This is a genomic window from Paraburkholderia sp. WC7.3g, assembly GCF_050436345.1.
In the GTDB taxonomy this organism is placed as follows: domain Bacteria; phylum Pseudomonadota; class Gammaproteobacteria; order Burkholderiales; family Burkholderiaceae; genus Paraburkholderia; species Paraburkholderia podalyriae.
Map to the genome: position 1 here is coordinate 3,247,776 of NZ_JBNDMA010000002.1, position 22,579 is coordinate 3,270,354.

Consider the following 22,579-nt stretch of genomic DNA (forward strand, 5'->3'; position numbering starts at 1 on the left):
GCGGGCGCGTGCGAATACGGCACGCCTCGCGCCGGCCTTTTGAAAATCAACAGTGATCAGCTTTTCGCGCGTCACTCTTTTTTGTTTGTCGCCGAGGTCGGTTCACTGCCAAGCGAATCAAAAAAGTTGAGCAATGCCGGATGGACTGCCTTGCGGATTCGTGAGGGTGCGGTCCTTCGCTACCACAACGACGTAGCGAACAATTGCACCTTCGGGCAACCGGCAGTGCGTGTGCCGGACCTGGTCATTCGCCGCCGTTATTAGCAGTTCGGCACTGGCGGCCGCATCCAATCCAGCCGACATCGTCGCGAACCGCAGCGGACTGCCCATGAGCGAAGTCGACGCGGCACTCGCGCATTGCGACGCGATTCAGTCGAGCATGAGTCTTTGCGCGTGGCGCGATCAGATCGTTGCGGAACAGAAGCTGGAGCGAGTCGTGGAGGTCAAGGTCCGTTCATCAGAGACTTGCAAAGCCTCGCTCGAGAAAGGACCCACCGCGTGGAAACAGCGCCGTGACGCCAAGTGCGAAAAATCGGCTTCGCGAGAATGGGCCGGCGGCTCGATGCTACCCACGGCAGTTGCGATGTGTAAAACCGCCGTGACCGAGCGGATGAGCAAAGCGATCAACAACGCGAGATGCCGATGAGGGTGCGCAACGCTCTAACCGAGGACCGCAGGCACTTCCTGACGTGCTGACAGACTGGAGGCAACGCGGCCACTTGTTCGGCGACCAAGAAAAAAGGACTTACGGCTTCTACCGTAAGTCCTTTCTGATCTTGGTCGGGGCGAGAGGATTTGAACCTCCGACCACCTGCACCCCATGCAGGTACGCTACCAGGCTGCGCTACGCCCCGAACAGAAGAAAAATTATAACAGACACTTCATTCGATTAGAACTGCCCGACTCGAACAAAGCGGACCGGCGCATGAACTAGTGGCCCAGCAGATCGATCACGTTCTGCAGTTCCTTGCGCAACTTCTCGACATCGACCGCAATCGTGGTCGATGCTGCCTGCACCTGCCCCGCGGCACCCTCGCGCTCCTCGATCACCTCGTCCGGCCCAGCCCCGTGAGGTGAATCGAGCCGGTTGCGTGCCCCGTTGATCGTAAAACCCTGCTCGTACAGCAACTCTCGAATCCGCCGGATCAGCAGCACCTCATGATGCTGATAATACCGACGATTGCCGCGCCGCTTCACCGGCCTCAACTGGGTGAACTCCTGCTCCCAGTAACGCAGCACGTGAGGCTTCACCCCGCAAAGTTCGCTGACCTCGCCAATCGTGAAGTACCGCTTCGCCGGAATCGGAGGCAAGACGACTTTCTCGATCGTCGCTGTCATCGTCAGTTAGCCGTGATGGGTTGCCCGGAAGCGCGCCAGTCGATCAGCGCGCGAAGCTCGCTTCGGCGCCGTTTTCGACGAGCGCCTTCAACTTCTGACTTGCATGAAACGTCACCACGCGACGCGCGGCGATCGGAATCGCCTCGCCGGTCTTCGGATTTCTGCCGGGACGCTGCGGCTTGTCGCGCAACTGGAAGTTGCCGAAGCCCGACAGCTTCACGCTGTCGCCGCTCTCGAGCGCATCGCGGATCACCTCGAAGAACGCCTCGACCATGTCCTTCGCTTCCCGCTTGTTGAGCCCGACATTGTCGAACAGCAACTCGGCAAGTTCCGCCTTGGTGAGCGTCGGCGTTTCATTCGAAACGACCGCGGGTGATGTCGGAATTTCTCGAATCATGGCGCTGCGTTGCGCCGTAAGAAGGGCTTCGAAATCACTCGAGTTCATTTCATTCATATCTATCAAATGGCGCGCCAAGCGTAAAACAATGGATGCGGAAACAGCCGTGCAATTGTTGATTGCGGGTTATCCGCGCAACCGTGCGCCATATACTCGAGCCAGACGTTCCACCAGAGTTTGAATAGCCAGATCGACCGTTTCATCCTGAAGGGTTCCGCCAGTATCTTGCAAGGTCACCCGGAACGCAAGGCTTTTCTCGTGCGCGGCCAGACCACCGGAAGTGTTTGATTTTGGACGAAATTCGTCGAAAAGCGCAACCTTCTGGACGGCCTTGCAGGCCGGTTCGGACAGTGCCTTCTGAAGCTCGTCGAGCAGCGCCTGAACCTCGATTTTCTGATCCACGACCACGGCGATATCACGTCGTACCGGCGGAAATTTTGAAACTTCCGACGGAATCGGCAATACCCGCTGCATTAATGCTTCCGCTTCGATTTCAAACAGAATCGGCGCATGCGGCAAATCATATTTTTGCATCCAGCGCGGATGCAATTCGCCAATCCAGCCCACTGCGCGACCATTCAATTCGATACGCGCGCTGCGTCCCGGATGCAGCGCCGGATGCTCGGCCTTCGCGAACCGCGCCACCGCCGGCGCGACCAGCGCTTCGAGGTCGCCCTTCACGTCGAAGAAGTCGACGGTACGCGTCGACGCGCCCCACTGCTCGTCGAGCGCGGGACCATAGGCGAGCGCGCCAATCATCTTCGGCTGCGCGAAACCTGCGACGGTCAACTCGCCGGCTTTGATCGACGGATCGTGCAGGAACACGCGTCCCGCTTCGAACACGCGCACGCGGTCCGCCGCGCGACGGCTCAGGTTCGTGCGCAGCACATGAATCAGGCTGCCGAACAGCGTCGTGCGCATCACCGACAGTTGGCTCGCGATCGGGTTGATCAGACGCACCGGGTTGCTGTTGCCCGCGAAATCCTGCTCCCACTCGGCGTCGACGAAGCTGAAGTTCACCGTTTCCGCGTAGTCGCGCGCGGCGAGCGCATGACGGATCGCGTGGATGGAGCGTTGCGTCTCGTTGGTCGCGCGCATCTCGCTGGTCGCGACCGGCGGGCGCGCCGGAATGTTTTCGAAGCCGTAGATGCGCGCGACTTCTTCGATCAGGTCCTCTTCGATTTCGATATCGAAGCGGTACGACGGCGGCATCACCGAGAACGTATCGCCGTCACGCTCGAACGACAGGCCGAGGCGCGTGAAGATCTGCGCGATTTCACCGGCGCCGATCGCGACGCCGATGATGCGGTTCGCGCGCGAAACGCGCATCGTCACAGGCGCGCGCTTCGGCACGTTGACGATCTGATCGTCGACCGGTCCCGCTTCGCCGCCGCAGATGTCGAGGATCAGTTGCGTGATCCGCTCGATATGATCGACGGTGCTGGCATAGTCGACGCCGCGCTCGAAGCGATGGCCCGCATCGGTCGAGAAGTTGTACTTGCGCGAGCGGCCACGGATGCTATCGGGCCACCAGAACGCGGCTTCGAGATAGATGTTGGTGGTGTCGAGCGTGACCGCGGTGCTGTCGCCGCCCATGATGCCCGCGAGGCTTTCGATGTGCTGCTCGTCGGCGATCACACCGACCGTTTCGTCGAGCTCGACCGTGTTGCCGTTCAACAGCTTCAGCGTTTCGCCCTTGCGGCCCCAGCGCACGTCCATGCCGCCGTGGATCTTGTCGAGATCGAACACGTGCGACGGACGCCCCAGCTCGAGCATCACATAGTTCGAGATGTCGACGAGCGCGGAGATGCTGCGCTGGCCCGAGCGCTCGAGACGCTCGACCATCCATTGCGGCGACTTCGCGCGCGCATTGACGCCGCGGATCACGCGGCCCGAGAAACGGCCGCACAGATCGGACGCCGAAATGTTCACGGGCAGCGTTTCATTGAGCGTGACCGGTGCTGGCTCGATTTCGAGCGGGCGCAGCGGCGCGCCGGTAATCGCCGACGTTTCCCGCGCGACGCCGAATACCGACAGACAGTCGGCCTTGTTCGGCGTGAGCTTGATTTCAAAAACGGTGTCGTCGAGGTTGAGCGTCTCGCGGATGTCCTGGCCGATCGGCGTGTCTTCCGGCAGGATCATCAGACCGCTGTGATCTTCGGAGAGCTTCAGCTCGCGCGCCGAGCACAGCATGCCATGGCTTTCCACGCCGCGCAGCTTCGACAGCTTGATCGTGAACGGCGCGCCGCCCTCTTCGGCCGGCGGCAGTTGCGCACCGACCAGCGCGACCGGCACCTTGATGCCGGGCGCAACATTCGGCGCACCGCACACGATGTTCAGCGTCGCGCCGGTGCCGGCGTTGACCTGACACACGTTGAGCTTGTCCGCATCCGGGTGCTTGACGACTTCCAGCACCTGGCCGACGACGATCTTCGAGGTCGGCGGCGCAGCCGGCCGCAGGTCTTCGACTTCGAGACCCGCCATCGTCAACGCGTGCGACAGCTCGTCGGTGGTCAGTTGCGGATCGACAAAAGTTCTGAGCCAGGATTCCGGAAATTGCATGGTTCTGTGTACGTTGTGATCAGGTTAGGTCCACGTCCGGCAGATGCTTCGTAAAGCCCGCTGGTCTTGCGCCGGTTCAGCGAACTCTGCCGGGGACGCACGCGGCACGCACCGGGTGCGCTACCGCGTTCTATGCTTGGTCGCGCTCTCGCGCGCCGGTTCATGCGAATTGACGCAGAAAGCGCAGGTCGTTTTCGAAGAACAGGCGCAGGTCCTGCACGCCGTAACGCAGCATCGTGAGACGCTCGAGGCCGCTGCCGAATGCGAAGCCGATGTAGCGCTCCGGGTCGAGACCCATGTTGCGGATCACGGTGGGATGCACCTGGCCGGAGCCCGAGATTTCGAGCCATTTGCCCGCGTTCTTGCCCGTTTCGAACTGCATGTCGATCTCGGCCGACGGTTCGGTAAACGGGAAATACGATGGACGGAAACGCACGAGAATGTCGTCGCGCTCGAAGAATTTCTTCAGAAAGTCGGTATATACGCCCTTCAGGTCCGCGAAGCTGATGTTCTCGTCGATCCAAAGGCCTTCGACCTGGTTGAACATCGGCGAATGCGTCGCGTCACTGTCCACGCGATACGTGCGGCCCGGTACGATTACCTTGATTGGCGGCGTGTTCGTGCGCGCGTAGCGCACCTGCATCGGGCTCGTATGCGTACGCAGCAGCAGCGGACGGCCGTCGGCATCCTTGCCGTCGACGTAGAAGGTGTCCTGCATCGAACGCGCCGGATGGTTTTCCGGGCTGTTCAGCGAAGTGAAGTTGTACCAGTCAGTTTCGATCTCGGGGCCGTCGGCCACGTCGAATCCGATCGTACGGAAAATCTGTTCGACGCGCTCCCAGGTGCGCATCACCGGGTGCAGGCTGCCTGCATTGGCGCCGCGGCCCGGCAGCGTGACGTCGATCGCTTCGGCGGCGAGGCGCTGGTTCAGCAGCGCGTCGGCGAGCGCTTGACGGCGTGTCGTCAGTGCGGCTTCGACCTGTTGCTTGACGAGGTTGATCCGTGCGCCTTCGGTCTTGCGCGTTTCGGGATCGAGTTTGCCAAGGCCCTTCAACAGCTCAGTGAGCGCACCCGCTTTACCGAGAAAGCGCGCTTTTTCGTTCTCGAGGGTGGTGACGTCGGGGGCTTCTGCGAAGGCTTTTTGCGCGTCGGCGACAATCTGGTCCAGATCCATTGATCCCATCATTTCAACGTCAGTGTTCTATCGAAACAAAACTGGTTCTGCCAACAAAAACGGGGCTCGGTGAGGAGCCCCGTTTTTGTTGCAGCGTCACCGAGACTACCGGATGTTCGCTGCAACGAACCACGCAGTTTTAATTGCCAGAAGCGCAATCAGGCTGCAACGGCGGCTTTCACCTGCTGAACGATCGCAGCAAAAGCAGCCTTGTCGAACACAGCCATGTCGGCCAGCACCTTGCGGTCCAGTTCGATCGACGCCTTCTTCAGGCCGTTGATGAACACGCTGTACGTCATGTCGTGTTGACGCACCGCCGCGTTGATACGCGTGATCCACAGTGCGCGGAACACACGCTTCTTGTTGCGGCGGTCGCGGTAGGCGTACTGGCCTGCGCGCATGACCGCCTGCTTGGCGATGCGATAGACGTTATTGCGACGGCCGCGGTAACCCTTGGCCAGCTTGATGATCTTCTTGTGACGGGCCCGTGCGGTAACCCCACGTTTTACTCGAGGCATATTTCGCTCCTATGAGTGTCGGTTAAGGGTTAAGCGAACGGCAGCATCGCGCGAACGGAGTTCAGATCGGAATCATGAACTGCCGTGGAGCCACGCAGATGGCGTTTGTTCTTGGTGGACTTCTTGGTAAGAATGTGACGCTTGAAGGCCTGACCGCGTTTGACGGTACCGCCCGGACGCACCACGAAGCGCTTTGCAGCGCTCTTCTTGGTCTTCATCTTCGGCATGACAACTCCATTATTAGATGGACATGGGTGTGCGGTCAGCCAGATGGCCAATTCCCGCCCTTCGAAACCCATTCCACTTGGTATGCAGACCGCCGATACCGCTAGCGGACGCTTTTCGGGAACGACTGCGCAATTGCATGCGCACCGTTCCGAAACCTTCCAACACGGCGCCGGGCATCCAGGACCCGGCACAGCGTCAAACAAATTCACGACACCGGAGCGCGCGCCACATGGCGCGCCGTCGCTCCGGCCAACTGATTCACTTACTTCTTTTTCTTCGGAGCAAGCACCATGATCATCTGGCGCCCTTCCATTTTCGGCATCTGCTCGACCTGACCGACTTCGTCGAGGTCGGTGCGCAGGCGTTCGAGCATGCGCATGCCGATTTCCTGGTGAGCCATTTCACGGCCACGGAAACGCAACGTGATTTTCGTCTTGTCGCCATCTTCGAGGAAGCGCACGAGGTTGCGCAGTTTGACGTTGTAATCACCGTCGTCGGTACCCGGGCGGAATTTGACTTCCTTGACCTGGATAACCTTCTGCTTGAGCTTGGCCTCGTGTTGCTTCTTCGCTTCCTGGTACTTGAACTTGCCGTAGTCCATCAAGCGGCAAACCGGCGGAACCGCTTGCGGAGCGATTTCGACCAGATCCACGTCCTGCTGTTCCGACATTCGGAACGCATCAGCGAGTTTCACGATGCCGAGCGGTTCGTTCTCGACGCCGACCAGTCGCACCTCGGGTGCTGTAATTTCACCGTTGATGCGGTGCGCAGACTTATCAGTAGCGATGTTACGTTTCCTCTAAAAATTAAAAAAACGAGCCGGGGTACCGAGTGGTTCAGTTGAACGACTGCACGTCCTGGCGCAGACGCTCAATGAAGGCGTCGACAGGCATCACACCCATATCGACACCACCACGGGCACGCACGGCTACCGTTTGCGCTTCACGCTCCTTGTCACCAACCACTAGCAGGTAGGGGACCTTTTCCAGCGTGTGCTCTCGTATTTTATAGCTAATCTTCTCGTTGCGCAAATCGGCCTCGACTCTAACCCCTTGTTTTTGCAACGATTGGGCTAGCGCCTGCGCATATTCGGCCTGACTTTCCGCGATATTCATCACAACGACCTGCATCGGCGCGAGCCATGCGGGCATTGCACCCGCATGGTGCTCGATCAAAATCCCGAGGAAACGCTCCATCGATCCGACAATCGCCCGGTGCAGCATGATCGGGCGACGGCGGCTGTTGTCTTCAGCGACGTACTCAGCACCCAGCCGCTCCGGCAATACCATGTCGAGCTGCAGCGTACCGCACTGCCACGAACGGCCGAGCGCGTCCTTGATGTGATACTCGACCTTCGGGCCGTAGAACGCGCCCTCGCCGGGCAGCTCTTCCCACGTGACTCCGCAGGCCGTCAGCGCCTCGCGCAGACCCTGCTCCGCGCGATCCCACGTATCGTCGGTGCCGGCGCGCGCATCCGGGCGCAGCGACAGCTTGATCTCGACGTTATCGAAGCCGAAGTCGCGGTAGACGCTCATTGCCAGCGTGTTGAACGCGATCGATTCGCTGATGAACTGATCTCCGGTACAAAAAATATGCGCGTCGTCCTGCACGAAGCCGCGCACACGCATCAGTCCATGCAGCGCGCCCGACGATTCGTTCCGATGGCACGACCCGAACTCCGCGTAACGCAGCGGCAGATCGCGATACGAGCGCAGATCGTGGTTGAACACCTGCACGTGACCGGGGCAGTTCATCGGCTTGATCGCGTAGTCGCGCTTTTCCGATTCCGTCGTGAACATGTTTTCACGATAGTTCTGCCAGTGACCCGACGCTTCCCACAGTGAGCGGTCCATGATCAACGGCGTCTTGATTTCAAGGTAGCCGGCGTCGTTCACGCGGCGGCGCATGTACTGCTCGACTTGCTGCCACAGCGTCCAGCCGCGCGGATGCCAGAACACCATGCCCGGCGACTCGTCCTGCATGTGGAACAGGTCGAGCTGCTTGCCAAGCTTGCGATGGTCGCGCTTCTCGGCTTCTTCAAGCATGTGGAGATACGCTTCCTGGTCTTCCTTCTTCGTCCAAGCCGTGCCGTAAATGCGCTGCAGTTGCTCGTTCTTCGAGTCGCCGCGCCAGTACGCGCCCGCGACTTTCATCAGCTTGAAGACCTTCAGCTTGCCGGTGGACGGCACGTGCGGACCGCGGCACAGGTCCGTGAAGCCGCCATGCGAGTACAGCCTGATTTCGTCGCTAGCGGGGATCGATTCGATGATCTCGGCCTTGTACTTTTCGCCGATGCTCTTGAAGTACTCGACCGCTTCGTCGCGCGACACCACGCGACGCGACACCGGCTCGTCCCTCTTCGAGAGTTCCTGCATGCGCTTTTCGATCTTTTCGAGATCTTCCGGCGTGAAAGGACGGTTGTAGGAGAAGTCGTAATAGAAACCGTTGTCGATGACCGGGCCGATCGTGACCTGCGCTTCCGGGTACAGATCCTTCACCGCGTACGCGAGCAGGTGCGCCGTCGAGTGGCGGATGATATCGAGACCGTCTGCGTCCTTCTCCGTGACGATGGCGAGCGCCACGTCGTGATCGATCAGCATGGACGTATCGACCAGCTCCCCGTCGATCTTGCCGGCGAGCGCGACTTTCGCGAGACCGGGGCCGATCGAGGCGGCCACTTCGGCGACGGTCACCGGATGCTCGTACTGTCGAACAGAACCGTCAGGCAAACGTATCGAAACCATTGCGTTCTCCGTGGTGCCGACCGGCGGCGGCACATACAACCAAGGTCAAAAAGATAAAAAAAATGCGGCCCCGCTTTCGAGGGGCCGCATTCACATTTTATGCAAACTTCACTGGCGAAATTGGTCCTCGACTAGCGTCGCTCCGAAGTGGTTTCGGTCAACGTTCGCGGTGTCATAACCGTGTTCGCCTTTTTGCGCTCAAAGCGCTTACTGCAGTTTGCGAAACCCCGACGAGGCCCGGGATTTCATTTTCGTTGGTAGGCTCGATTGGACTCGAACCAACGACCCCCACCATGTCAAGGTGGTGCTCTAACCAGCTGAGCTACGAGCCTGAAGAACCGGGATTATATGGGGTACAGCGCAGCTTGGCAAGCACTTTTATGCAGCGGCTTTAATTCCTCGCGCCGCTAGTGTCCCAATCGAAGTTCTTCCAGGCACGGTTATGGTCATGCAGGGTCAAGTAGAGGAGCGCGAGGACGGCATCGTCAATGGCGGCGGTGTTGATGTCCACGGCGTCCATTCCGAGACTCTTTGGACCCGCGCGCAAAACCGTTCGAGGCTGCCGAGAATTTCGTCGGCCGATTTGCTCTAGGTGAACGGCCGAGAGGCTCCGCGTTACAGACATCGAGGTAATGCCGGATCGCCTCTTCAAGTTGCCGTGTCGAGCGATGCGTGCCACGTCGAATGTACTTCTCAGTGAGCCTGGCGAATCAGCGTTCGACCTGATTGAGCTACGACGCGGAAGTCGAGGTGAAAACTGGAAGCGCGGATGACGAGTGAACCAGTTTTTAATCGAAGGCGTCTTGTGCGTACCGTAGTTGTGTTTGCTGCGTGACTCGCAGTTTCGCCGCGACAGTCTTGTTGTCGATGCCATCGGCGCAGGCCAGCACGATCCGCGCTCGCAATGCCGCCGCCTGCGCTGTTTTGCGGCGCATCGTCAGGGCCATGAGTTGCTCGCACTCAGCTTCCCTCAGCTCGAGTTTCGCCTTGGGTCTTCCGCTCATCGCCGCCTCTTCGAGTCCGTGGCATTCACTACACGGCACTACAGACGGCAAATTATTCAATGAAGTTACAACTCAGCGCACCGCCAGCCCTTTTTCCAATCGCCTGCGCCTCAGTTCTTGCGCGTCGCCCGCACCACACCCGTGATCTCGCCCAGCAGCGTGCACGCTCGCTGAATCTGCACGGAGCTCGACACCTCGACGGTAAATTGCATGAACGCGGCATTGCGGCGCGATTGCGTCTTCACGCCGATCACGTTCATTTTTTCCCGCGCGAATACTTCGGAGATATCGCGCAGCAGACCTTGCCGGTCCGTCGCCTCGATACTGAGGTCGACTGGGTAGACGGAGTGGCCGCGGCCGCTCATCACGTCTGCCGACCACGCTGTCTGCAGCACGCGCTCCGGCGCGCGCTCCGCCATGCGGCGGAACGTCGCGCAGTCGCTGCGATGAACCGACATGCCCTTGCCGCGCGTCACGAATCCGCAGATGTCGTCGGGCGGTGCTGGCCGGCAGCAGCGCGCGAGTTGTGTGAGCAACGCATCGACGCCGACCACCAGCACCCCCGTGGATGCGCCGCGCGCAACGCTCGCGCCGCTGCTGCGTTTCTCGAATTTCTCCGGCGCATCGACTTCGGGCTCGGGCGGCGGCGCATCCTGCAGCGCCTGCTCGACGAGCCTCAAGCTGAACTCCTCCTTGCCGACCACGGAGAACAGATCGTCGGTGGCCTTGAAGCCGAGCCGCGTAGCCAGCTGATCGAGATTGACCGAGGTCTTGCCCTCGCGCTGCAGGGTTTTTTCGACCATCGCGCGACCGTTCGCGATGTGCTCCTGTAACTCGACCGCGTTGAACCACGCGCGCACCTTCTGCCGCGCGCGCGAGCTTTGCAGATAGCCGAGCTGCGGATTGAGCCAGTCGCGCGACGGACCGCCCTCCTTCACCGCGACGATCTCGACCGTCTGGCCGTTCTGCAATGGCGTGTTGAGCGGCACCATCACATCGTCGACACGCGCGCCGCGGCAGCGATGCCCAAGCTCGCTGTGCAGGTGATACGCGAAGTCGATCGGCGTCGCGCCGTGCGGCAACGGAATCACGCGCGCCTGCGGCGTCAACACGTAGATGTGATCGTCGTCGAGCGTGGCCTGGCGCAACTGCTCCCACGGCTGCGCCGCAGTCGCTTCGCCGTGCTCGCCCTCGGACACCTCGTCCTTCCACGCGAGCAGCTGCCGCAGCCATGCGATCTTCTCGTCGTATTTCTCGTTCGCGCTGAACGTGCCGCCATAGCCGCGCGCGCCCGCTTCCTTGTAGCGCCAGTGCGCGGCCACGCCGTATTCGGCGAAGCGATGCATTTCCTGCGTGCGGATCTGCACTTCGAACGCACGGCCGTCGTCGCCGATCACGACCGTGTGCAGTGACTTGTAGCCGTTAGGCTTCGGCCGGGAGATGTAGTCGTCGAATTCCTTCGGCACCGGCTGCCACAGGTTGTGCACGATGCCGAGCACGGTGTAGCAGTCCTTGACGTCCGGCACGATCACGCGAAACGCGCGCACGTCGTACAACTCGGCGAACTCGAGCTCCTTGCCGCGCATCTTGCGCCAGATGCTGTAGATATGCTTCGGCCGACCGCTCACTTCCGCGCGGATGTGCGCGGCGGCCAGCTCCTGCTGTAGGCGTTCGATCGCCTGCGCGACATAGCTCTCGCGCTCGACGCGCTTCTCGTCGAGCAACTTCGCCACGCGCCTGTAGGTGTCCGGCTCCTCGAAACGGAACGCGAGGTCTTCGAGTTCCCACTTCAATTGCCAGATGCCAAGGCGGTTCGCAAGCGGCGCGTAGATATCAAGCGTTTCGCGTGCGACGTCGGGCGACGGCGTGATCTTCGCCGCCGCGTAGTAGCGCAGCGTCTGCAGCCGCGAGGCGAGGCGGATCAGCACGACGCGAATGTCCTGCGCGAATGCGAGCAACATTTTGCGCAGCGCCTCGACCTGCGCGCGACGCGCGGCCTGCGCGTCACGCCCGGCCTCGGGCATCGCGTTTTGCGCCGCACGCAGACTGACCGTGCCGAGGCGCAGCAGCTTGCGTACGTCGCCGACCAGTTGCGCGACCTCTTCGCCGAAGTTGTCCGCGATCACGCGCTCCGGATCGCGCAGATGCGGTGTCAACGCAAACAGCGCCGCGGCCAGCACAGCCGGCGGGTCGACGTTGAGCTTGCGCATGATCGACGCGGTGCCCGCCGCGTGATCCGCGAGCAATTCGCCCGACGACAGCCGCACGTCACCCGCATGTTCGCGCACGAACGCCATCGCTTCGTCGAAGGAACGATGGGGATGAGGCGCGTTCGAAACGGTTTCGGTGTTCATAGTGCGACGGCCCGCCGGGCCAGACGATTCAACGGAAAATCAACAACGATGCTGCCTGACGACCGCGACTCAGCTGCGCTGCGCGGCGATCACGACGATTTCGACGAGGCACTTCGGATTCGCGAGCTTGGCCTCGACGGTTGCGCGCGGCGGCGTATCGCCCTGCGCGACCCACTCGTCCCACACGGCGTTCATGCCGGCGAAATGCACCATGTCCGAGATATAGATCTGCACCGACAGCAGCAGCGATTTGTCGCTGTTCGCTTCAGCGAGCAGACGGTCGATGTGGCCGAGCACTTCGCGCGTCTGGCCGGTGATGTCCTGATCGTCGTCTTCGGCGATCTGACCCGCGAGGTACGCGGTGCCGTTGTGCACGGCCATTTCCGAAAGACGCTTGCCGACGTGGTAACGAATGACTGCCATGAAAAGTCCTGAGCTGAGGGGTTAGTCGAACCGCATCCCGCACGACACTGCCAATCGCAGCGTCATGCTGAACTCAATATTATGACGCGTTCGCGGCTGGACCGAAGAACTCCCGCGCGAGCGCGATCTGGTCAGCCTCCAGAAACGCCGGCGCATGCCCGACGCCCGCGATTTCCACGCTCGATACCGCACGCCCGGTCGCCACCATCTTCGCGATCGTTTCACGCGACAGCAAATCCGACTGCTCGCCGCGCACCACGAGCACCGGCCCCTGGAACGACGCGAGCGAATGCCACAGCGCCGCCTCGCCCTGCTTCGCCGCTTCCTCGGTGACCGCGGCGAACGGCTGCGCGATGCGCGGGTCATAGCGCAACACCCACCCGCCGCCCTCCTCGCGCAGCAACGGCGTATTGATTTCGCGCCATTCGTCCGGCGTCAGCGGGCCGAAGCTCTGCGCGAGCTGCGCGGCGTAGTCGACACCCTGCTGCAGCGTATCGAAGCGCGCGGGCTTGCCGAGGTAATCGCCGATGCGCTTGACCGCGGCCGGCTCGAGATGCGGCCCGACGTCGTTCAGCAGCAGCTTGCGGATCGGCGTATGCGGCAGACCGGCGAGCCCCATGCCGATCAGGCCGCCCATCGAGGTGCCGAACCAGTCGACGGTGTCGACATCGAGCCGCGCGATCAGCGTGACCATGTCGGCGACGTACTGCGGCACCGCGTACAAGTTGGGGTTCGCGAGCCACGACGACAAGCCCCGGCCGACCACGTCCGGGCAGACCACGCGATAGGTCCCGGCGAAGTCGGCGGCGAGGCGGTCGAAATCGCGCCCCGATCGCGTGAGTCCGTGCACGCATAGCAGCACGCGCGGATTGTCCGGTTCGCCCCACTCGGTGTAGGCGACGCGATGCAGGCCGGCAGCGCTCGCGCACTGCACGTAACGTTGACGCGGCGCGGGCCGCCCGACGGTGGAAGCGGAGGTCGTTGCGGTCATACGGGATCCTTGCAATGGCGCCGCGGATTGGGCCTGCGAACGATTGTAAACCGCTTCGTCGCGCGGCAAGCATCGGCCAGAAGGCTTAGGAAGGTCGACCCAACCGCCCCGCGCATCCGGTGCCGCGCGCAAAAACAAAACGGGCGAGACTCACGCCTCGCCCGTCCGAACGGCACCGTTGCCGCCGCGCCGTCGCATCGACTCGCGCGGCGCGTTTGAACCGCGTCAGCTCACCGCGCTCACATCGAGCGGCGCGCCGGTCTTCGCCCTGATTTCGTCGACGCTCACGCCGGGCGCGAGTTCGGTCACCTTCAGGCCGTTTTCGGTCACTTCGATCACGCCGAGATCGGTGATGATCTCGTCGACCACACCCACGCCGGTCAGCGGCAGCGTGCATTCTTCGAGGATCTTGTGCTGATCGCCTTTCGCGACGTGCTCCATCAGCACGACCACGCGCTTGACGCCCGCGACCAGGTCCATCGCGCCGCCCATGCCCTTGATCATCTTGCCCGGGATCATCCAGTTCGCGAGATCGCCCTTCTTGCTGATCTGCATCGCGCCGAGGATCGCCAGATTGACGTGGCCGCCGCGAATCATCGCGAACGAATCCGCCGACGAGAAAATCGACGAACCCGGCAGCGTCGTCACCGTCTGCTTGCCGGCGTTGATCAGGTCGGCGTCGACTTCGTCTTCGGTCGGCGACGGGCCGATGCCGAGCAGGCCGTTCTCCGACTGCAGCCACACCTCGACGCCCGGCGGCACGTGGTTCGCGACCAGCGTGGGCAGGCCAATGCCGAGGTTCACGTAAAAGCCGTCCTGCAGTTCCTTCGCCGCGCGCGCGGCCATTTCCTCACGAGTCCATGCCATGATCAGTCTCCTTTCGCGCGGACGATGCGTTGTTCGATGCGTTTTTCCGGATGCGCATTCAGCACGATGCGCTGCACGAAGATGCCAGGCGTGTGGATCGCGTCGGGATCGAGTTCGCCCACTTCGACGATCTCTTCGACTTCGGCGACGGTAATGCGGCCGGCCATCGCGCACATCGGATTGAAGTTGCGCGCGGTGCGGCGATAGATCAGGTTGCCAGACTTGTCGGCCTTCCATGCCTTGACGAGCGCGATGTCGGCGGTCAGCGAATGTTCGAGCACGTAATAGTTCGCGCCGAACTGGCGGGTTTCCTTGCCCTCGGCGATCTGCGTGCCGTAGCCGGTATTGGTGAAAAACGCGGGGATGCCCGCGCCGCCTGCGCGCAGCTTCTCGGCGAGCGTGCCTTGCGGCGTGAATTCGAGCTCGAGTTCGCCGGCCAGATACTGGCGCTCGAACTCCTTGTTCTCGCCGACGTACGACGAGATCATCTTCTTGATCTGGCGAGTCTCGAGCAGCAGGCCAAGGCCGAAACCATCGACGCCCGCGTTGTTGCTGATGCACGTGATGCCCTGCACCTTCGAATCGCGCAGCGCCACGATCAGCGCCTCAGGAATGCCGCACAATCCGAAGCCGCCGACGGCGAACGTCTGCCCGTCCTTGACGATGTCCTTCAGCGCCTCGGCGGCGCCTGGATAGACCTTGTTCATCTGAATGTCCCTTCCTCTATGGAAACCCGAAACCTGTACGCCTGCCGCCGGATCATTGCGGCTGATATCGCAGTTGGCGAACTTAACGTCGCCTCGCGATACCGGTACGTCATTCTAGTCATACGCGGCAAGCGCCGCGCTGTCATGTGCCCGGAAGAGTACGCTGGGCCCACCATACGGCACAATACGCAAAAATACATAAGTACTTACCGCCCGCCCATGCCCGCCCTGGATTACCGCACTGCGTTTCACCTCGCGCCGATCGGACTCGCCCTGTCGCGCGAACGGACCATCGAAGACTGCAACGACCAGCTCGCGTCGATTTTCGGCTATGCGCGCGACGCGCTGATCGGCCAGTCGTTCCAGGTGTTGTATCCATCGGCGGATGAGTTCGAGCGCATCGGCGTGCGCATTCCGCCGATCATGACAGCGCAAGGCAGCTACGCGGACGACCGCATCATGAAGCGCGCGAACGGCGAGCTGTTCTGGTGTCACGTGACGGGCCGCGCGCAGCGGCGCACCGACCCGCACGCGGCGGGCGTCTGGACCTTCGAGGATCTGAGCGCGACCCGGCGCGTCGCGGTGGAGCTCACGCCGCGCGAGCGCGAAATCGCCGCGCAACTGGTCACCGGTAAAACCAGCAAGCAGATCGGCCGCGTGCTCGACATCAGCCCGCGCACGGTAGACGTCTACCGCGCAAGGCTCATGCGCAAATACGGCACAGGCAATGCGACCGAGCTGTTGCAGCGGCTGCTCGGCAATTGACAGAGAGGGAGTTGGCGGCGCGCGGTCGCGCACCAGGCCGCACTGGCCGCGCGCTCAGGCCGCCTTGACGAGCGCCGCGCCCTCGATGGCCGCGCGCAGCACGTCGGGCACCGGCATCGACTTGCCCCCCGCGTAGTCGATCCACACGCATCGCGCGGCGCCCCGCGCATAGAGCGTTTCCGGTTCATCGGCGCGCAGCAGCTCGAAAGCCGTATCGAAGCTGCTGCGCCCCGGCGTCGCCACCGACATCCGGCCGATCACGTCGCCCGGATAGTGCAGTTGCCTCAGAAACTCCATCGACGCATTGACGATCACCGGCCCTTGCCCGTCCATGCGCTGGTCGAGAAAGTCCATGTGCTCGAACCACGAGATCCGCACCTGCTCCATGTAGCGGAAATAGACCGTGTTGTTCACGTGACCGAAGGCGTCCATGTCACCCCAGCGGATCGGCATCGTCATTTCGAAGACTGCGTGAAAATCGCTCATTCTGTACTTCCGTTCTTCCTTTGCTTCCTGACTTTTGAAACCTTGGACGACCCGCTCACGCGAGCCCGAAACCGTCGTCGGCGACGATCACCGAGCCGTTGATGAACTGCGATTCGTCCGCCGCGAGCAGCAGCAGCAGCCCGTCGAGATCCTCCGGCTTGCCCACCCGATGACGCGGCAGCATCGCAACGAGTTTCTGCCCCTGGTCGGTCGACCAGTGGTGATGGTTGATCTCGGTATCGATATACCCCGGACAGATCGCGTTCACATTGATGCCGTGCTTGCCCCACTCGAGCGCCATCGCCTTGGTCATGTGAACGACCGCCGCCTTGCTCATCGAATACAGGCCGATTTGCGGCAGCACGCGCAAGCCCGCCATCGACGCGATGTTGATGATCCGGTACGACGGCTTCTGCGCGTTGTTGCCGCGCATGATCATGCGCTTGGCGACTTCCTGCGCGACGAAAAACGCGCCGCGCGTATTCGTGTCGAACACATATTCGAAGTCCGCTGGCGTGACCTCGGACAGCTTTTGCGTGGTCGACACGCCCGAGTTATTGACGAGGATATCGATCGTGCCGGCCTCGGTCTCCGCGTGCGCGACCGCCGACTTGATGCTCTGATAGTCGGTCACGTCGAGCGACACGACATGCGCGGCGCCGCCGGACGCCTCGATTTCCGCGCGCAGCTCCTTCAGCCGCTCCGTTCGTCGGCTCGCCAGCACGACCTTTGCACCCGCCTGCGACAGTACCTGCGCGAAGCGCTTGCCCAACCCGCTCGAAGCGCCCGTAATCAGCGCGACCTTGCCTTCCAGATTGATCGAACGGCCCATTGTCTTTCCTTGTTCGGTTGTATGACAACTGCGGTTGACGGGGTTCGGTAGGACCGCCACTAAGGGTCGATACCGTGTCATTAAATAGTACGATCGTGCTAATCTTTGGCTTTTGGGTTGCGGCACTGGGATCGAACGCCCACAATACGAACCCGAAAAAAGTATTCTAACGGTAAGAGGAGCATCAATGACCCCCGCAAGTCTCATTGAGCAGCACGGCCCGCGCGAGTCGATGGAGTATGACGTCGTGATCGTCGGCGGCGGCCCTGCGGGCCTGTCGGCCGCCATTCGTCTGAAGCAGCGCGCTGCCGAACAAGGCGTCGAGCTTGGCGTGTGCGTACTCGAAAAAGGCTCTGAGATTGGGGCGCATATCCTGTCGGGCGCGGTGATGGACCCGCGTGCGTTGAATGAACTGATTCCTGACTGGAAGGAAAAAGGCGCGCCGCTGACGGTCGACGTGACCGAGGACCGCTTCCTGTTTCTGTCGGAAACGGGCGCGAAGAGCGTGCCGAACTGGGCGCTGCCGGACAATTTCAAGAACCACGGCAACTACGTGATCAGCCTCGCGAACGTGACGCGCTGGCTGGGTCAGCAGGCCGAGGCGCTCGGTGTCGAAATCTTTCCCGGCTTTCCCGCCGCTGAAGTGCTGTACAACGACGACGGCTCGGTCAAGGGCGTCGCGACCGGCAACCTCGGCATCGGCAAGGACGGCCAGCCGACCGAGAACTTCCAGCTCGGCATGGAACTGCACGCGAAGTACACGCTGTTCTGCGAAGGCGCGCGCGGCCACCTCGGCCGTCAGCTTAACGACCGGTTCAAGCTGCGCGACGGCGCCGATCCGCAGGTCTATGGCCTCGGCATCAAGGAGTTGTGGGAAATCGATCCCGCGAAGCACAAGCCGGGTCTGGTGATGCATACGGCCGGCTGGCCGCTCGAAAACGACACCTACGGCGGCTCGTTCCTCTACCACATGGACAACAACCAGGTGGTGGTGGGCTTCGTGGTCGGCCTCGGCTACACGAATCCGTATCTGTCACCGTTCGAGGAGTTCCAGCGCTACAAGACGCATCCGGCGATCCGCGCGATTCTCGAAGGCGGCAAGCGCGTGTCGTACGGCGCGCGGGCGATTACCGCAGGCGGCCTGATGTCGCTGCCGAAGCTGGTGTTCCCGGGCGGTGCGCTGGTCGGCGACGATGCGGGCTTCCTGAACGCATCGCGCATCAAGGGTTCGCATGCGGCGATCAAGACCGGCATGCTCGCGGCCGATGCCGCGTTCGACGCCGTGCAGGCCGGCCGCCAGTCGGACGAGCTGAGCGCGTACCCGGAAGCGTTCAAGACGTCGTGGCTCTACACCGAGCTGTATCGCGCGCGCAATTTCAAGCAGTGGATGAGTAAGGGTCTGTACCTCGGCACGCTGATGGTCGGTCTCGAGCAGAAGCTGCTCGGCGGCAACGTGCCGTGGACGCTCCATCATCAGCATTGGGATCACGAGATGCTGAAGCCGGCGTCGCAGTGCAAGCCGATCACGTATCCGAAGCCGGACGGCAAGCTCACGTTCGACCGGTTGTCTTCGGTGTTCATCTCGAACACGAATCATGAAGAGAATCAGCCGGCGCACCTGACGCTGAAAGATCCGACCGTGCCGGTCAACGTGAACTGGCAGACCTATGCGGGACCGGAGTCGCGCTATTGCCCGGCCGCAGTGTACGAGTTCGTCAAGAACGACGATGGCAGCGAGCGGCTCGTCATCAATGCGCAGAACTGCGTGCACTGCAAGACCTGCGATATCAAGGACCCGACGCAGAATATCGTGTGGGTCACGCCGGAAGGTGGCGGCGGTCCCAACTATCCGAACATGTGATGGGTGTGCTGCTTGCCTTCGCGGTGCTGTGCGATAACCGGCAGCGTCGTGAAGGCAAATTCCGATGGCGCGTTCGCGCTTTCGTCTGCGCGCTTTCTTGCGCGTTTCGTTCGTCCGCTTCCCTATTCTTTTTGGCGGCTCATTTACCGCCAATCGCCGGGCCGCGTCAGCGTTACGGCGCGCTTGCCGCGATCTTCGGCGTGCTCACGGCCACGTCGCCGCATTGCGCGCGATGACGCAACGCGTGATCGATCAACACGAGCGCGAGCATCGACTCGGCGATCGGCGTCGCGCGAATGCCGACGCACGGGTCGTGTCGCCCGAAGGTTTCGACGACCGCCGGCTGCCCCGCCTTGTCGATCGAACGGCGCGGCGTGCGAATGCTCGAGGTCGGCTTGATCGCGATCGACACCGTGATGTCCTGCCCCGTCGAAATACCGCCGAGCACACCGCCCGCGTGATTGCCGACGAAACCCTCCGGCGTCAGTTCGTCGCCATGCACCGAGCCGCGTTGCGCGACGCTCGCGAAACCCGCGCCGATCTCGACGCCCTTCACCGCGTTGATGCCCATCATCGCGTGCGCGATGTCGGCGTCGAGGCGGTCGAACAGCGGCTCGCCTAGGCCGACCGGGACCCCGGACGCGACCACGTTGATGCGTGCGCCGATCGAATCGCCGTCCTTGCGCAGCGCGTCCATATACGCTTCGAGTTGCGCAACGATCTGTGCGTTCGGCACGAAGAACGGGTTTTCGCGCACGTGCGCCCAATCGACGAACGGCACGTCGATCTCGCCGAGCGCGGCCATATACCCGCGAATCTCGGTGCCGAACTTCTCGCGCAGCCACTTCTTCGCGACCGCGCCAGCCGCGACCGTCGGCGCCGTCAGCCGCGCCGACGAGCGGCCGCCGCCGCGATAATCGCGAATGCCGTATTTTTGCCAGTACGTGTAGTCGGCATGGCCGGGGCGGAACGTCTCGGCGATGTTGCCGTAGTCCTTGCTGCGCTGGTCGGTGTTGCGGATCAGCAGCGCGATCGGTGCGCCGGTGGTTTGATCTTCGAACACGCCTGACAGGATCTCGACCTTGTCCTCTTCCTGGCGCTGCGTCACATGGCGCGACGTGCCCGGCTTGCGGCGATCGAGCTCCGACTGGATGTCGGCTTCGTTGAGCGCCATGCCCGGCGGGCAGCCATCGATCACACAGCCGATAGCGGGGCCGTGCGATTCGCCGAAGGTCGTGACAGTGAAAAGCGTACCGAGCGTGTTGCCGGACATGAGCGTCGTCCAAAGAAATACGGGGAGAACGCCATTATGCCAGCCCGCTCGCCGCGAAGCCCGGGCCTGGCGACGGCGATGGCGATGGCCGCTATTTCCGCGCGCCGCGCAGCTCGGTCACGACCTGCTGCAGCTTCTCCGGCGTCGCGAGCGCCGGGTCGATCGGCTCGCCCACCGCGAGGCTCAGCCGGCTCATCACGCCTTTTCTGAGCGGACGCGGCCAGTGGGCATCGACCGCGCGCGAGAACACGCTGCCCCACAGACCGCGCAGCGCCATCGGGATAACCGGCGCCGGCGTGCGCCTGACGATGTCGGCGACGCCGTGGCGAAATGGATTCAGCTCGCCCGTGCGCGTCAGCTTGCCTTCGGGAAAGATGCAGACGAGTTCGCCGGCCGCAAGCGCCTGCGCGCACAGATCATACGCGCGCGCGAGCAGCGCCGCGTCCTGATGGGCCGGCGCGATCGGAATCGCCTTCGCGTGCCGGAACAGCCAGCCGACGACCGGCGAGCGGAAGACCTGATGGTCCATCACGAAGCGGATCGGCCGCGGGCTTTCGGCCATGATGACGATCGCATCGACGAAACTGACGTGGTTGCACACGAGCACCGCCGCGCCCTCCTCCGGAATCCGCTCCGCATGCACGAGCCGGATCCGGTACAACGTATGCACGAGCAGCCACGCAATGAAGCGCAGCAGGAACTCGGGCACGAGCGAATAGATGTAGCCCGCGACGACCACGTTCAGCAGCGCGGTGACGAGGAAGATCGCCGGAATGCCGAAGCCCGCTGCGGTCAGGCACATCGCCATCAGCGCCGACACGATCATGAACAGCGAATTGAGGATATTGTTCGCGGCGATGATGCGCGCGCGATGGCTCGGCTGACTACGGCTCTGGATCAGCGCATACAGCGGCACGCTGTAGAAGCCGCCGAACATCGCGAGCAGGAACAGATCGGCGAGCACGCGCCAATGCGCGAGCCGCGCGAGAAATTCGCCGACGCTCAGCAAATGCCCCGCCGGCGGCAGCGCGTGGCTGGCGAAAAAAAGATCGATCGCGAACACGCTGATGCCGATCGAGCCGAGCGGCACGAGCCCGATCTCGATCCGGCGCTTCGACAGCCGTTCGCACAGCAGCGAGCCAATGCCGATGCCGATCGAGAACGTGGCCAGCAGCACGGTCACGACGTCGGGATCGGCGGACAGCACGTCCTTCGCGAAGTTGAAAAACGACGCGAGAAATGTCGCGCCGACGAACCACAGCCATGAAATGCCGAGCAGGCTCAGAAACACCGTACGGTTCTCGTGCGCGAGCTTCAGATTGCGCCACGTTTCGCTGACCGGATTCCAGTTGATGCGCAAGCCGGGCTGCGGCGCGGGCGTAGCCGGCACGAAGCCCGACACGACACGCCCGAGCAGCGCGATCGCGATACACGCGCAAGCCAGCACCCCCGCGCCATGCTCGGCGAACCCCGCGCCCGCGCCGCCGACGATCGTGCCGATCAGGATCGCGACGAAGGTGCCCATCTCGACCATGCCGTTGCCGCCGACCAGTTCCGCCTGCGACAGATGCTGCGGCAAATACGAGTACTTGACCGGCCCGAACACGGTCGAATGCACGCCCATCAGGAACGTGCACAGGTACAGCAACGGCGCGCTATGCAGCCAGAACCCCGCGCCGCCGACCAGCATCACCGCGATCTCGAAAGTCTTGACGACGCGCGTGAGCAACGCCTTGTCGTACTTGTCGGCGATCTGGCCGGAAGTGGCCGAGAACAGCACGAACGGCAGAATGAAAATCGCGGAGATCAGGAACGCCGCGGTTTTCGGGTCGACGCCCGAAAACCGCGCCGCCTGATACGTAACGAGCGACGTAAAGCCGATCTTGAACACGTTGTCGTTCATCGCGCCGAGAAACTGTGTCCAGAAGAACGGCGCGAAACGGCGCTGGCCGAGCAGGCGGAACTGGGATTCGTGCGCTTCGTGCGCGCGAGCGGCGCGGCGGGCGGCGGGCAACGGACGATCGTTCATGAAGTCTGGAGAACGGCGCGGAAAAA

22 protein-coding genes, 2 tRNA genes and 2 pseudogenes are annotated in these 22,579 nt (G+C 62.4%); 3 read left to right on the top strand and 23 right to left on the bottom strand.

From position 1 onward, the window contains the following. Nucleotides 1–117 precede the first annotated feature (117 nt). On the bottom strand, nucleotides 118–330 hold the full coding sequence (locus OKW43_RS26315) for a hypothetical protein (protein WP_429450679.1): 213 nt from the start codon (nucleotides 328–330) through the stop codon (nucleotides 118–120). Nucleotides 331–379: 49 nt separating this feature from the next. Between OKW43_RS26315 and OKW43_RS26320 the strand changes: the two genes are divergently transcribed. Next, on the top strand, nucleotides 380–646 hold the full coding sequence (locus OKW43_RS26320) for a lysozyme inhibitor LprI family protein (protein ID WP_429451792.1): 267 nt from the start codon (nucleotides 380–382) through the stop codon (nucleotides 644–646). A 131-nt stretch (nucleotides 647–777) separates the two neighbouring features. Here OKW43_RS26320 and OKW43_RS26325 read toward each other — a convergent pair. The 18 genes and pseudogenes from OKW43_RS26325 to OKW43_RS26410 form a co-directional block, all read right to left on the bottom strand. Continuing rightward, nucleotides 778–854 (bottom strand) — tRNA-Pro (locus tag OKW43_RS26325). Nucleotides 855–930: 76 nt separating this feature from the next. Beyond that, the gene (locus OKW43_RS26330) at nucleotides 931–1,338 is read right to left on the bottom strand and encodes a MerR family transcriptional regulator (protein ID WP_429450681.1); all 408 of its coding nucleotides are present in this window, start codon (nucleotides 1,336–1,338) and stop codon (nucleotides 931–933) included. Between the two features lie 43 nt (nucleotides 1,339–1,381). Continuing rightward, complete coding sequence (locus OKW43_RS26335) at nucleotides 1,382–1,792, bottom strand: integration host factor subunit alpha (RefSeq protein ID WP_176108086.1); 411 nt, start codon at nucleotides 1,790–1,792, stop codon at nucleotides 1,382–1,384. A 69-nt stretch (nucleotides 1,793–1,861) separates the two neighbouring features. Beyond that, nucleotides 1,862–4,297 (bottom strand): phenylalanine--tRNA ligase subunit beta, encoded by a 2,436-nt coding sequence (gene pheT / locus OKW43_RS26340; protein WP_429450683.1) that lies wholly within the window; start codon nucleotides 4,295–4,297, stop codon nucleotides 1,862–1,864. 160 nt (nucleotides 4,298–4,457) lie between these two features. Further along, on the bottom strand, nucleotides 4,458–5,471 hold the full coding sequence (gene pheS, locus OKW43_RS26345; RefSeq protein ID WP_187634925.1) for a phenylalanine--tRNA ligase subunit alpha: 1,014 nt from the start codon (nucleotides 5,469–5,471) through the stop codon (nucleotides 4,458–4,460). A 158-nt stretch (nucleotides 5,472–5,629) separates the two neighbouring features. Continuing rightward, nucleotides 5,630–5,989, bottom strand: a complete 360-nt coding sequence (gene rplT, locus OKW43_RS26350; RefSeq protein ID WP_006052502.1) for a 50S ribosomal protein L20 — start codon at nucleotides 5,987–5,989, stop codon at nucleotides 5,630–5,632. A gap of 29 nt (nucleotides 5,990–6,018) precedes the next feature. Further along, nucleotides 6,019–6,216 carry a 50S ribosomal protein L35 gene (gene rpmI, locus OKW43_RS26355; protein WP_027198217.1) on the bottom strand — a complete coding sequence of 66 codons (198 nt, stop codon included), beginning with the start codon at nucleotides 6,214–6,216 and terminating at the stop codon, nucleotides 6,019–6,021. Between the two features lie 263 nt (nucleotides 6,217–6,479). Beyond that, on the bottom strand, nucleotides 6,480–7,004 hold the full coding sequence (infC, locus tag OKW43_RS26360; protein WP_075643713.1) for a translation initiation factor IF-3: 525 nt from the start codon (nucleotides 7,002–7,004) through the stop codon (nucleotides 6,480–6,482). A gap of 49 nt (nucleotides 7,005–7,053) precedes the next feature. Continuing rightward, on the bottom strand, nucleotides 7,054–8,961 hold the full coding sequence (gene thrS / locus OKW43_RS26365) for a threonine--tRNA ligase (protein ID WP_429450686.1): 1,908 nt from the start codon (nucleotides 8,959–8,961) through the stop codon (nucleotides 7,054–7,056). A gap of 255 nt (nucleotides 8,962–9,216) precedes the next feature. Continuing rightward, nucleotides 9,217–9,293 (bottom strand) — tRNA-Val (locus OKW43_RS26370). A gap of 80 nt (nucleotides 9,294–9,373) precedes the next feature. After that, nucleotides 9,374–9,451: pseudogene (locus OKW43_RS26375) on the bottom strand (DUF6429 family protein); the annotation flags it as partial. After that, nucleotides 9,418–9,781 (bottom strand): annotated as a pseudogene (locus tag OKW43_RS26380) (hypothetical protein); the annotation flags it as partial. The pseudogenes OKW43_RS26380 and OKW43_RS26375, both read right to left, overlap by 34 nt. Further along, complete coding sequence (locus tag OKW43_RS26385) at nucleotides 9,750–9,965, bottom strand: hypothetical protein (RefSeq protein ID WP_429451840.1); 216 nt, start codon at nucleotides 9,963–9,965, stop codon at nucleotides 9,750–9,752. The pseudogene OKW43_RS26380 and the gene OKW43_RS26385, both read right to left, overlap by 32 nt. A 110-nt stretch (nucleotides 9,966–10,075) precedes the next feature. After that, entirely contained in the window at nucleotides 10,076–12,319 is a 2,244-nt protein-coding gene (locus tag OKW43_RS26390; protein ID WP_429450688.1) for a RelA/SpoT family protein, read from the bottom strand. A 69-nt stretch (nucleotides 12,320–12,388) separates the two neighbouring features. After that, the gene (locus tag OKW43_RS26395; protein WP_429450690.1) at nucleotides 12,389–12,742 is read right to left on the bottom strand and encodes a RidA family protein; all 354 of its coding nucleotides are present in this window, start codon (nucleotides 12,740–12,742) and stop codon (nucleotides 12,389–12,391) included. A gap of 79 nt (nucleotides 12,743–12,821) precedes the next feature. Further along, nucleotides 12,822–13,733 carry an alpha/beta fold hydrolase gene (locus tag OKW43_RS26400; protein WP_187634921.1) on the bottom strand — a complete coding sequence of 304 codons (912 nt, stop codon included), beginning with the start codon at nucleotides 13,731–13,733 and terminating at the stop codon, nucleotides 12,822–12,824. Nucleotides 13,734–13,958: 225 nt separating this feature from the next. Beyond that, nucleotides 13,959–14,600 carry a CoA transferase subunit B gene (locus OKW43_RS26405; protein ID WP_187634920.1) on the bottom strand — a complete coding sequence of 214 codons (642 nt, stop codon included), beginning with the start codon at nucleotides 14,598–14,600 and terminating at the stop codon, nucleotides 13,959–13,961. Between the two features lie 2 nt (nucleotides 14,601–14,602). Next, complete coding sequence (locus OKW43_RS26410) at nucleotides 14,603–15,307, bottom strand: CoA transferase subunit A (protein WP_187634919.1); 705 nt, start codon at nucleotides 15,305–15,307, stop codon at nucleotides 14,603–14,605. A gap of 219 nt (nucleotides 15,308–15,526) precedes the next feature. Between OKW43_RS26410 and OKW43_RS26415 the strand changes: the two genes are divergently transcribed. Further along, the gene (locus OKW43_RS26415) at nucleotides 15,527–16,072 is read left to right on the top strand and encodes a LuxR C-terminal-related transcriptional regulator (protein ID WP_187634918.1); all 546 of its coding nucleotides are present in this window, start codon (nucleotides 15,527–15,529) and stop codon (nucleotides 16,070–16,072) included. Nucleotides 16,073–16,126: 54 nt separating this feature from the next. On the opposite strand, the gene OKW43_RS26420 is transcribed toward OKW43_RS26415, so the two are convergent. Then, on the bottom strand, nucleotides 16,127–16,558 hold the full coding sequence (locus tag OKW43_RS26420) for an acyl-CoA thioesterase (RefSeq protein ID WP_187634917.1): 432 nt from the start codon (nucleotides 16,556–16,558) through the stop codon (nucleotides 16,127–16,129). A gap of 55 nt (nucleotides 16,559–16,613) precedes the next feature. Further along, nucleotides 16,614–17,390 (bottom strand): SDR family oxidoreductase, encoded by a 777-nt coding sequence (locus OKW43_RS26425; protein ID WP_018421159.1) that lies wholly within the window; start codon nucleotides 17,388–17,390, stop codon nucleotides 16,614–16,616. 187 nt (nucleotides 17,391–17,577) lie between these two features. Between OKW43_RS26425 and OKW43_RS26430 the strand changes: the two genes are divergently transcribed. Continuing rightward, complete coding sequence (locus OKW43_RS26430) at nucleotides 17,578–19,251, top strand: electron transfer flavoprotein-ubiquinone oxidoreductase (RefSeq protein WP_429450694.1); 1,674 nt, start codon at nucleotides 17,578–17,580, stop codon at nucleotides 19,249–19,251. 172 nt (nucleotides 19,252–19,423) lie between these two features. On the opposite strand, the gene aroC is transcribed toward OKW43_RS26430, so the two are convergent. Next, nucleotides 19,424–20,524 carry a chorismate synthase gene (gene aroC, locus OKW43_RS26435; RefSeq protein ID WP_187634915.1) on the bottom strand — a complete coding sequence of 367 codons (1,101 nt, stop codon included), beginning with the start codon at nucleotides 20,522–20,524 and terminating at the stop codon, nucleotides 19,424–19,426. A 91-nt stretch (nucleotides 20,525–20,615) separates the two neighbouring features. Then, nucleotides 20,616–22,553 (bottom strand): MFS transporter, encoded by a 1,938-nt coding sequence (locus OKW43_RS26440; protein ID WP_429450696.1) that lies wholly within the window; start codon nucleotides 22,551–22,553, stop codon nucleotides 20,616–20,618. Between the last annotated feature and the right edge of the window lie 26 nt (nucleotides 22,554–22,579).

What these genes read in the sequence shown, in the direction of transcription:
- OKW43_RS26315 (WP_429450679.1), bottom strand. Translation starts at nt 330, where the DNA reads ATGGGCAGTCCGCTGCGGTTCGCGACGATGTCGGCTGGATTGGATGCG.
- OKW43_RS26320 (WP_429451792.1), top strand. Translation starts at nt 380, where the DNA reads ATGAGTCTTTGCGCGTGGCGCGATCAGATCGTTGCGGAACAGAAGCTG.
- OKW43_RS26330 (WP_429450681.1), bottom strand. Translation starts at nt 1,338, where the DNA reads ATGACAGCGACGATCGAGAAAGTCGTCTTGCCTCCGATTCCGGCGAAG.
- OKW43_RS26335 (WP_176108086.1), bottom strand. Translation starts at nt 1,792, where the DNA reads ATGAATGAAATGAACTCGAGTGATTTCGAAGCCCTTCTTACGGCGCAA.
- pheT (WP_429450683.1), bottom strand. Translation starts at nt 4,297, where the DNA reads ATGCAATTTCCGGAATCCTGGCTCAGAACTTTTGTCGATCCGCAACTG.
- pheS (WP_187634925.1), bottom strand. Translation starts at nt 5,471, where the DNA reads ATGGATCTGGACCAGATTGTCGCCGACGCGCAAAAAGCCTTCGCAGAA.
- rplT (WP_006052502.1), bottom strand. Translation starts at nt 5,989, where the DNA reads ATGCCTCGAGTAAAACGTGGGGTTACCGCACGGGCCCGTCACAAGAAG.
- rpmI (WP_027198217.1), bottom strand. Translation starts at nt 6,216, where the DNA reads ATGCCGAAGATGAAGACCAAGAAGAGCGCTGCAAAGCGCTTCGTGGTG.
- thrS (WP_429450686.1), bottom strand. Translation starts at nt 8,961, where the DNA reads ATGGTTTCGATACGTTTGCCTGACGGTTCTGTTCGACAGTACGAGCAT.
- OKW43_RS26385 (WP_429451840.1), bottom strand. Translation starts at nt 9,965, where the DNA reads ATGAGCGGAAGACCCAAGGCGAAACTCGAGCTGAGGGAAGCTGAGTGC.
- OKW43_RS26390 (WP_429450688.1), bottom strand. Translation starts at nt 12,319, where the DNA reads ATGAACACCGAAACCGTTTCGAACGCGCCTCATCCCCATCGTTCCTTC.
- OKW43_RS26395 (WP_429450690.1), bottom strand. Translation starts at nt 12,742, where the DNA reads ATGGCAGTCATTCGTTACCACGTCGGCAAGCGTCTTTCGGAAATGGCC.
- OKW43_RS26400 (WP_187634921.1), bottom strand. Translation starts at nt 13,733, where the DNA reads ATGACCGCAACGACCTCCGCTTCCACCGTCGGGCGGCCCGCGCCGCGT.
- OKW43_RS26405 (WP_187634920.1), bottom strand. Translation starts at nt 14,600, where the DNA reads ATGGCATGGACTCGTGAGGAAATGGCCGCGCGCGCGGCGAAGGAACTG.
- OKW43_RS26410 (WP_187634919.1), bottom strand. Translation starts at nt 15,307, where the DNA reads ATGAACAAGGTCTATCCAGGCGCCGCCGAGGCGCTGAAGGACATCGTC.
- OKW43_RS26415 (WP_187634918.1), top strand. Translation starts at nt 15,527, where the DNA reads ATGCCCGCCCTGGATTACCGCACTGCGTTTCACCTCGCGCCGATCGGA.
- OKW43_RS26420 (WP_187634917.1), bottom strand. Translation starts at nt 16,558, where the DNA reads ATGAGCGATTTTCACGCAGTCTTCGAAATGACGATGCCGATCCGCTGG.
- OKW43_RS26425 (WP_018421159.1), bottom strand. Translation starts at nt 17,390, where the DNA reads ATGGGCCGTTCGATCAATCTGGAAGGCAAGGTCGCGCTGATTACGGGC.
- OKW43_RS26430 (WP_429450694.1), top strand. Translation starts at nt 17,578, where the DNA reads ATGACCCCCGCAAGTCTCATTGAGCAGCACGGCCCGCGCGAGTCGATG.
- aroC (WP_187634915.1), bottom strand. Translation starts at nt 20,524, where the DNA reads ATGTCCGGCAACACGCTCGGTACGCTTTTCACTGTCACGACCTTCGGC.
- OKW43_RS26440 (WP_429450696.1), bottom strand. Translation starts at nt 22,553, where the DNA reads ATGAACGATCGTCCGTTGCCCGCCGCCCGCCGCGCCGCTCGCGCGCAC.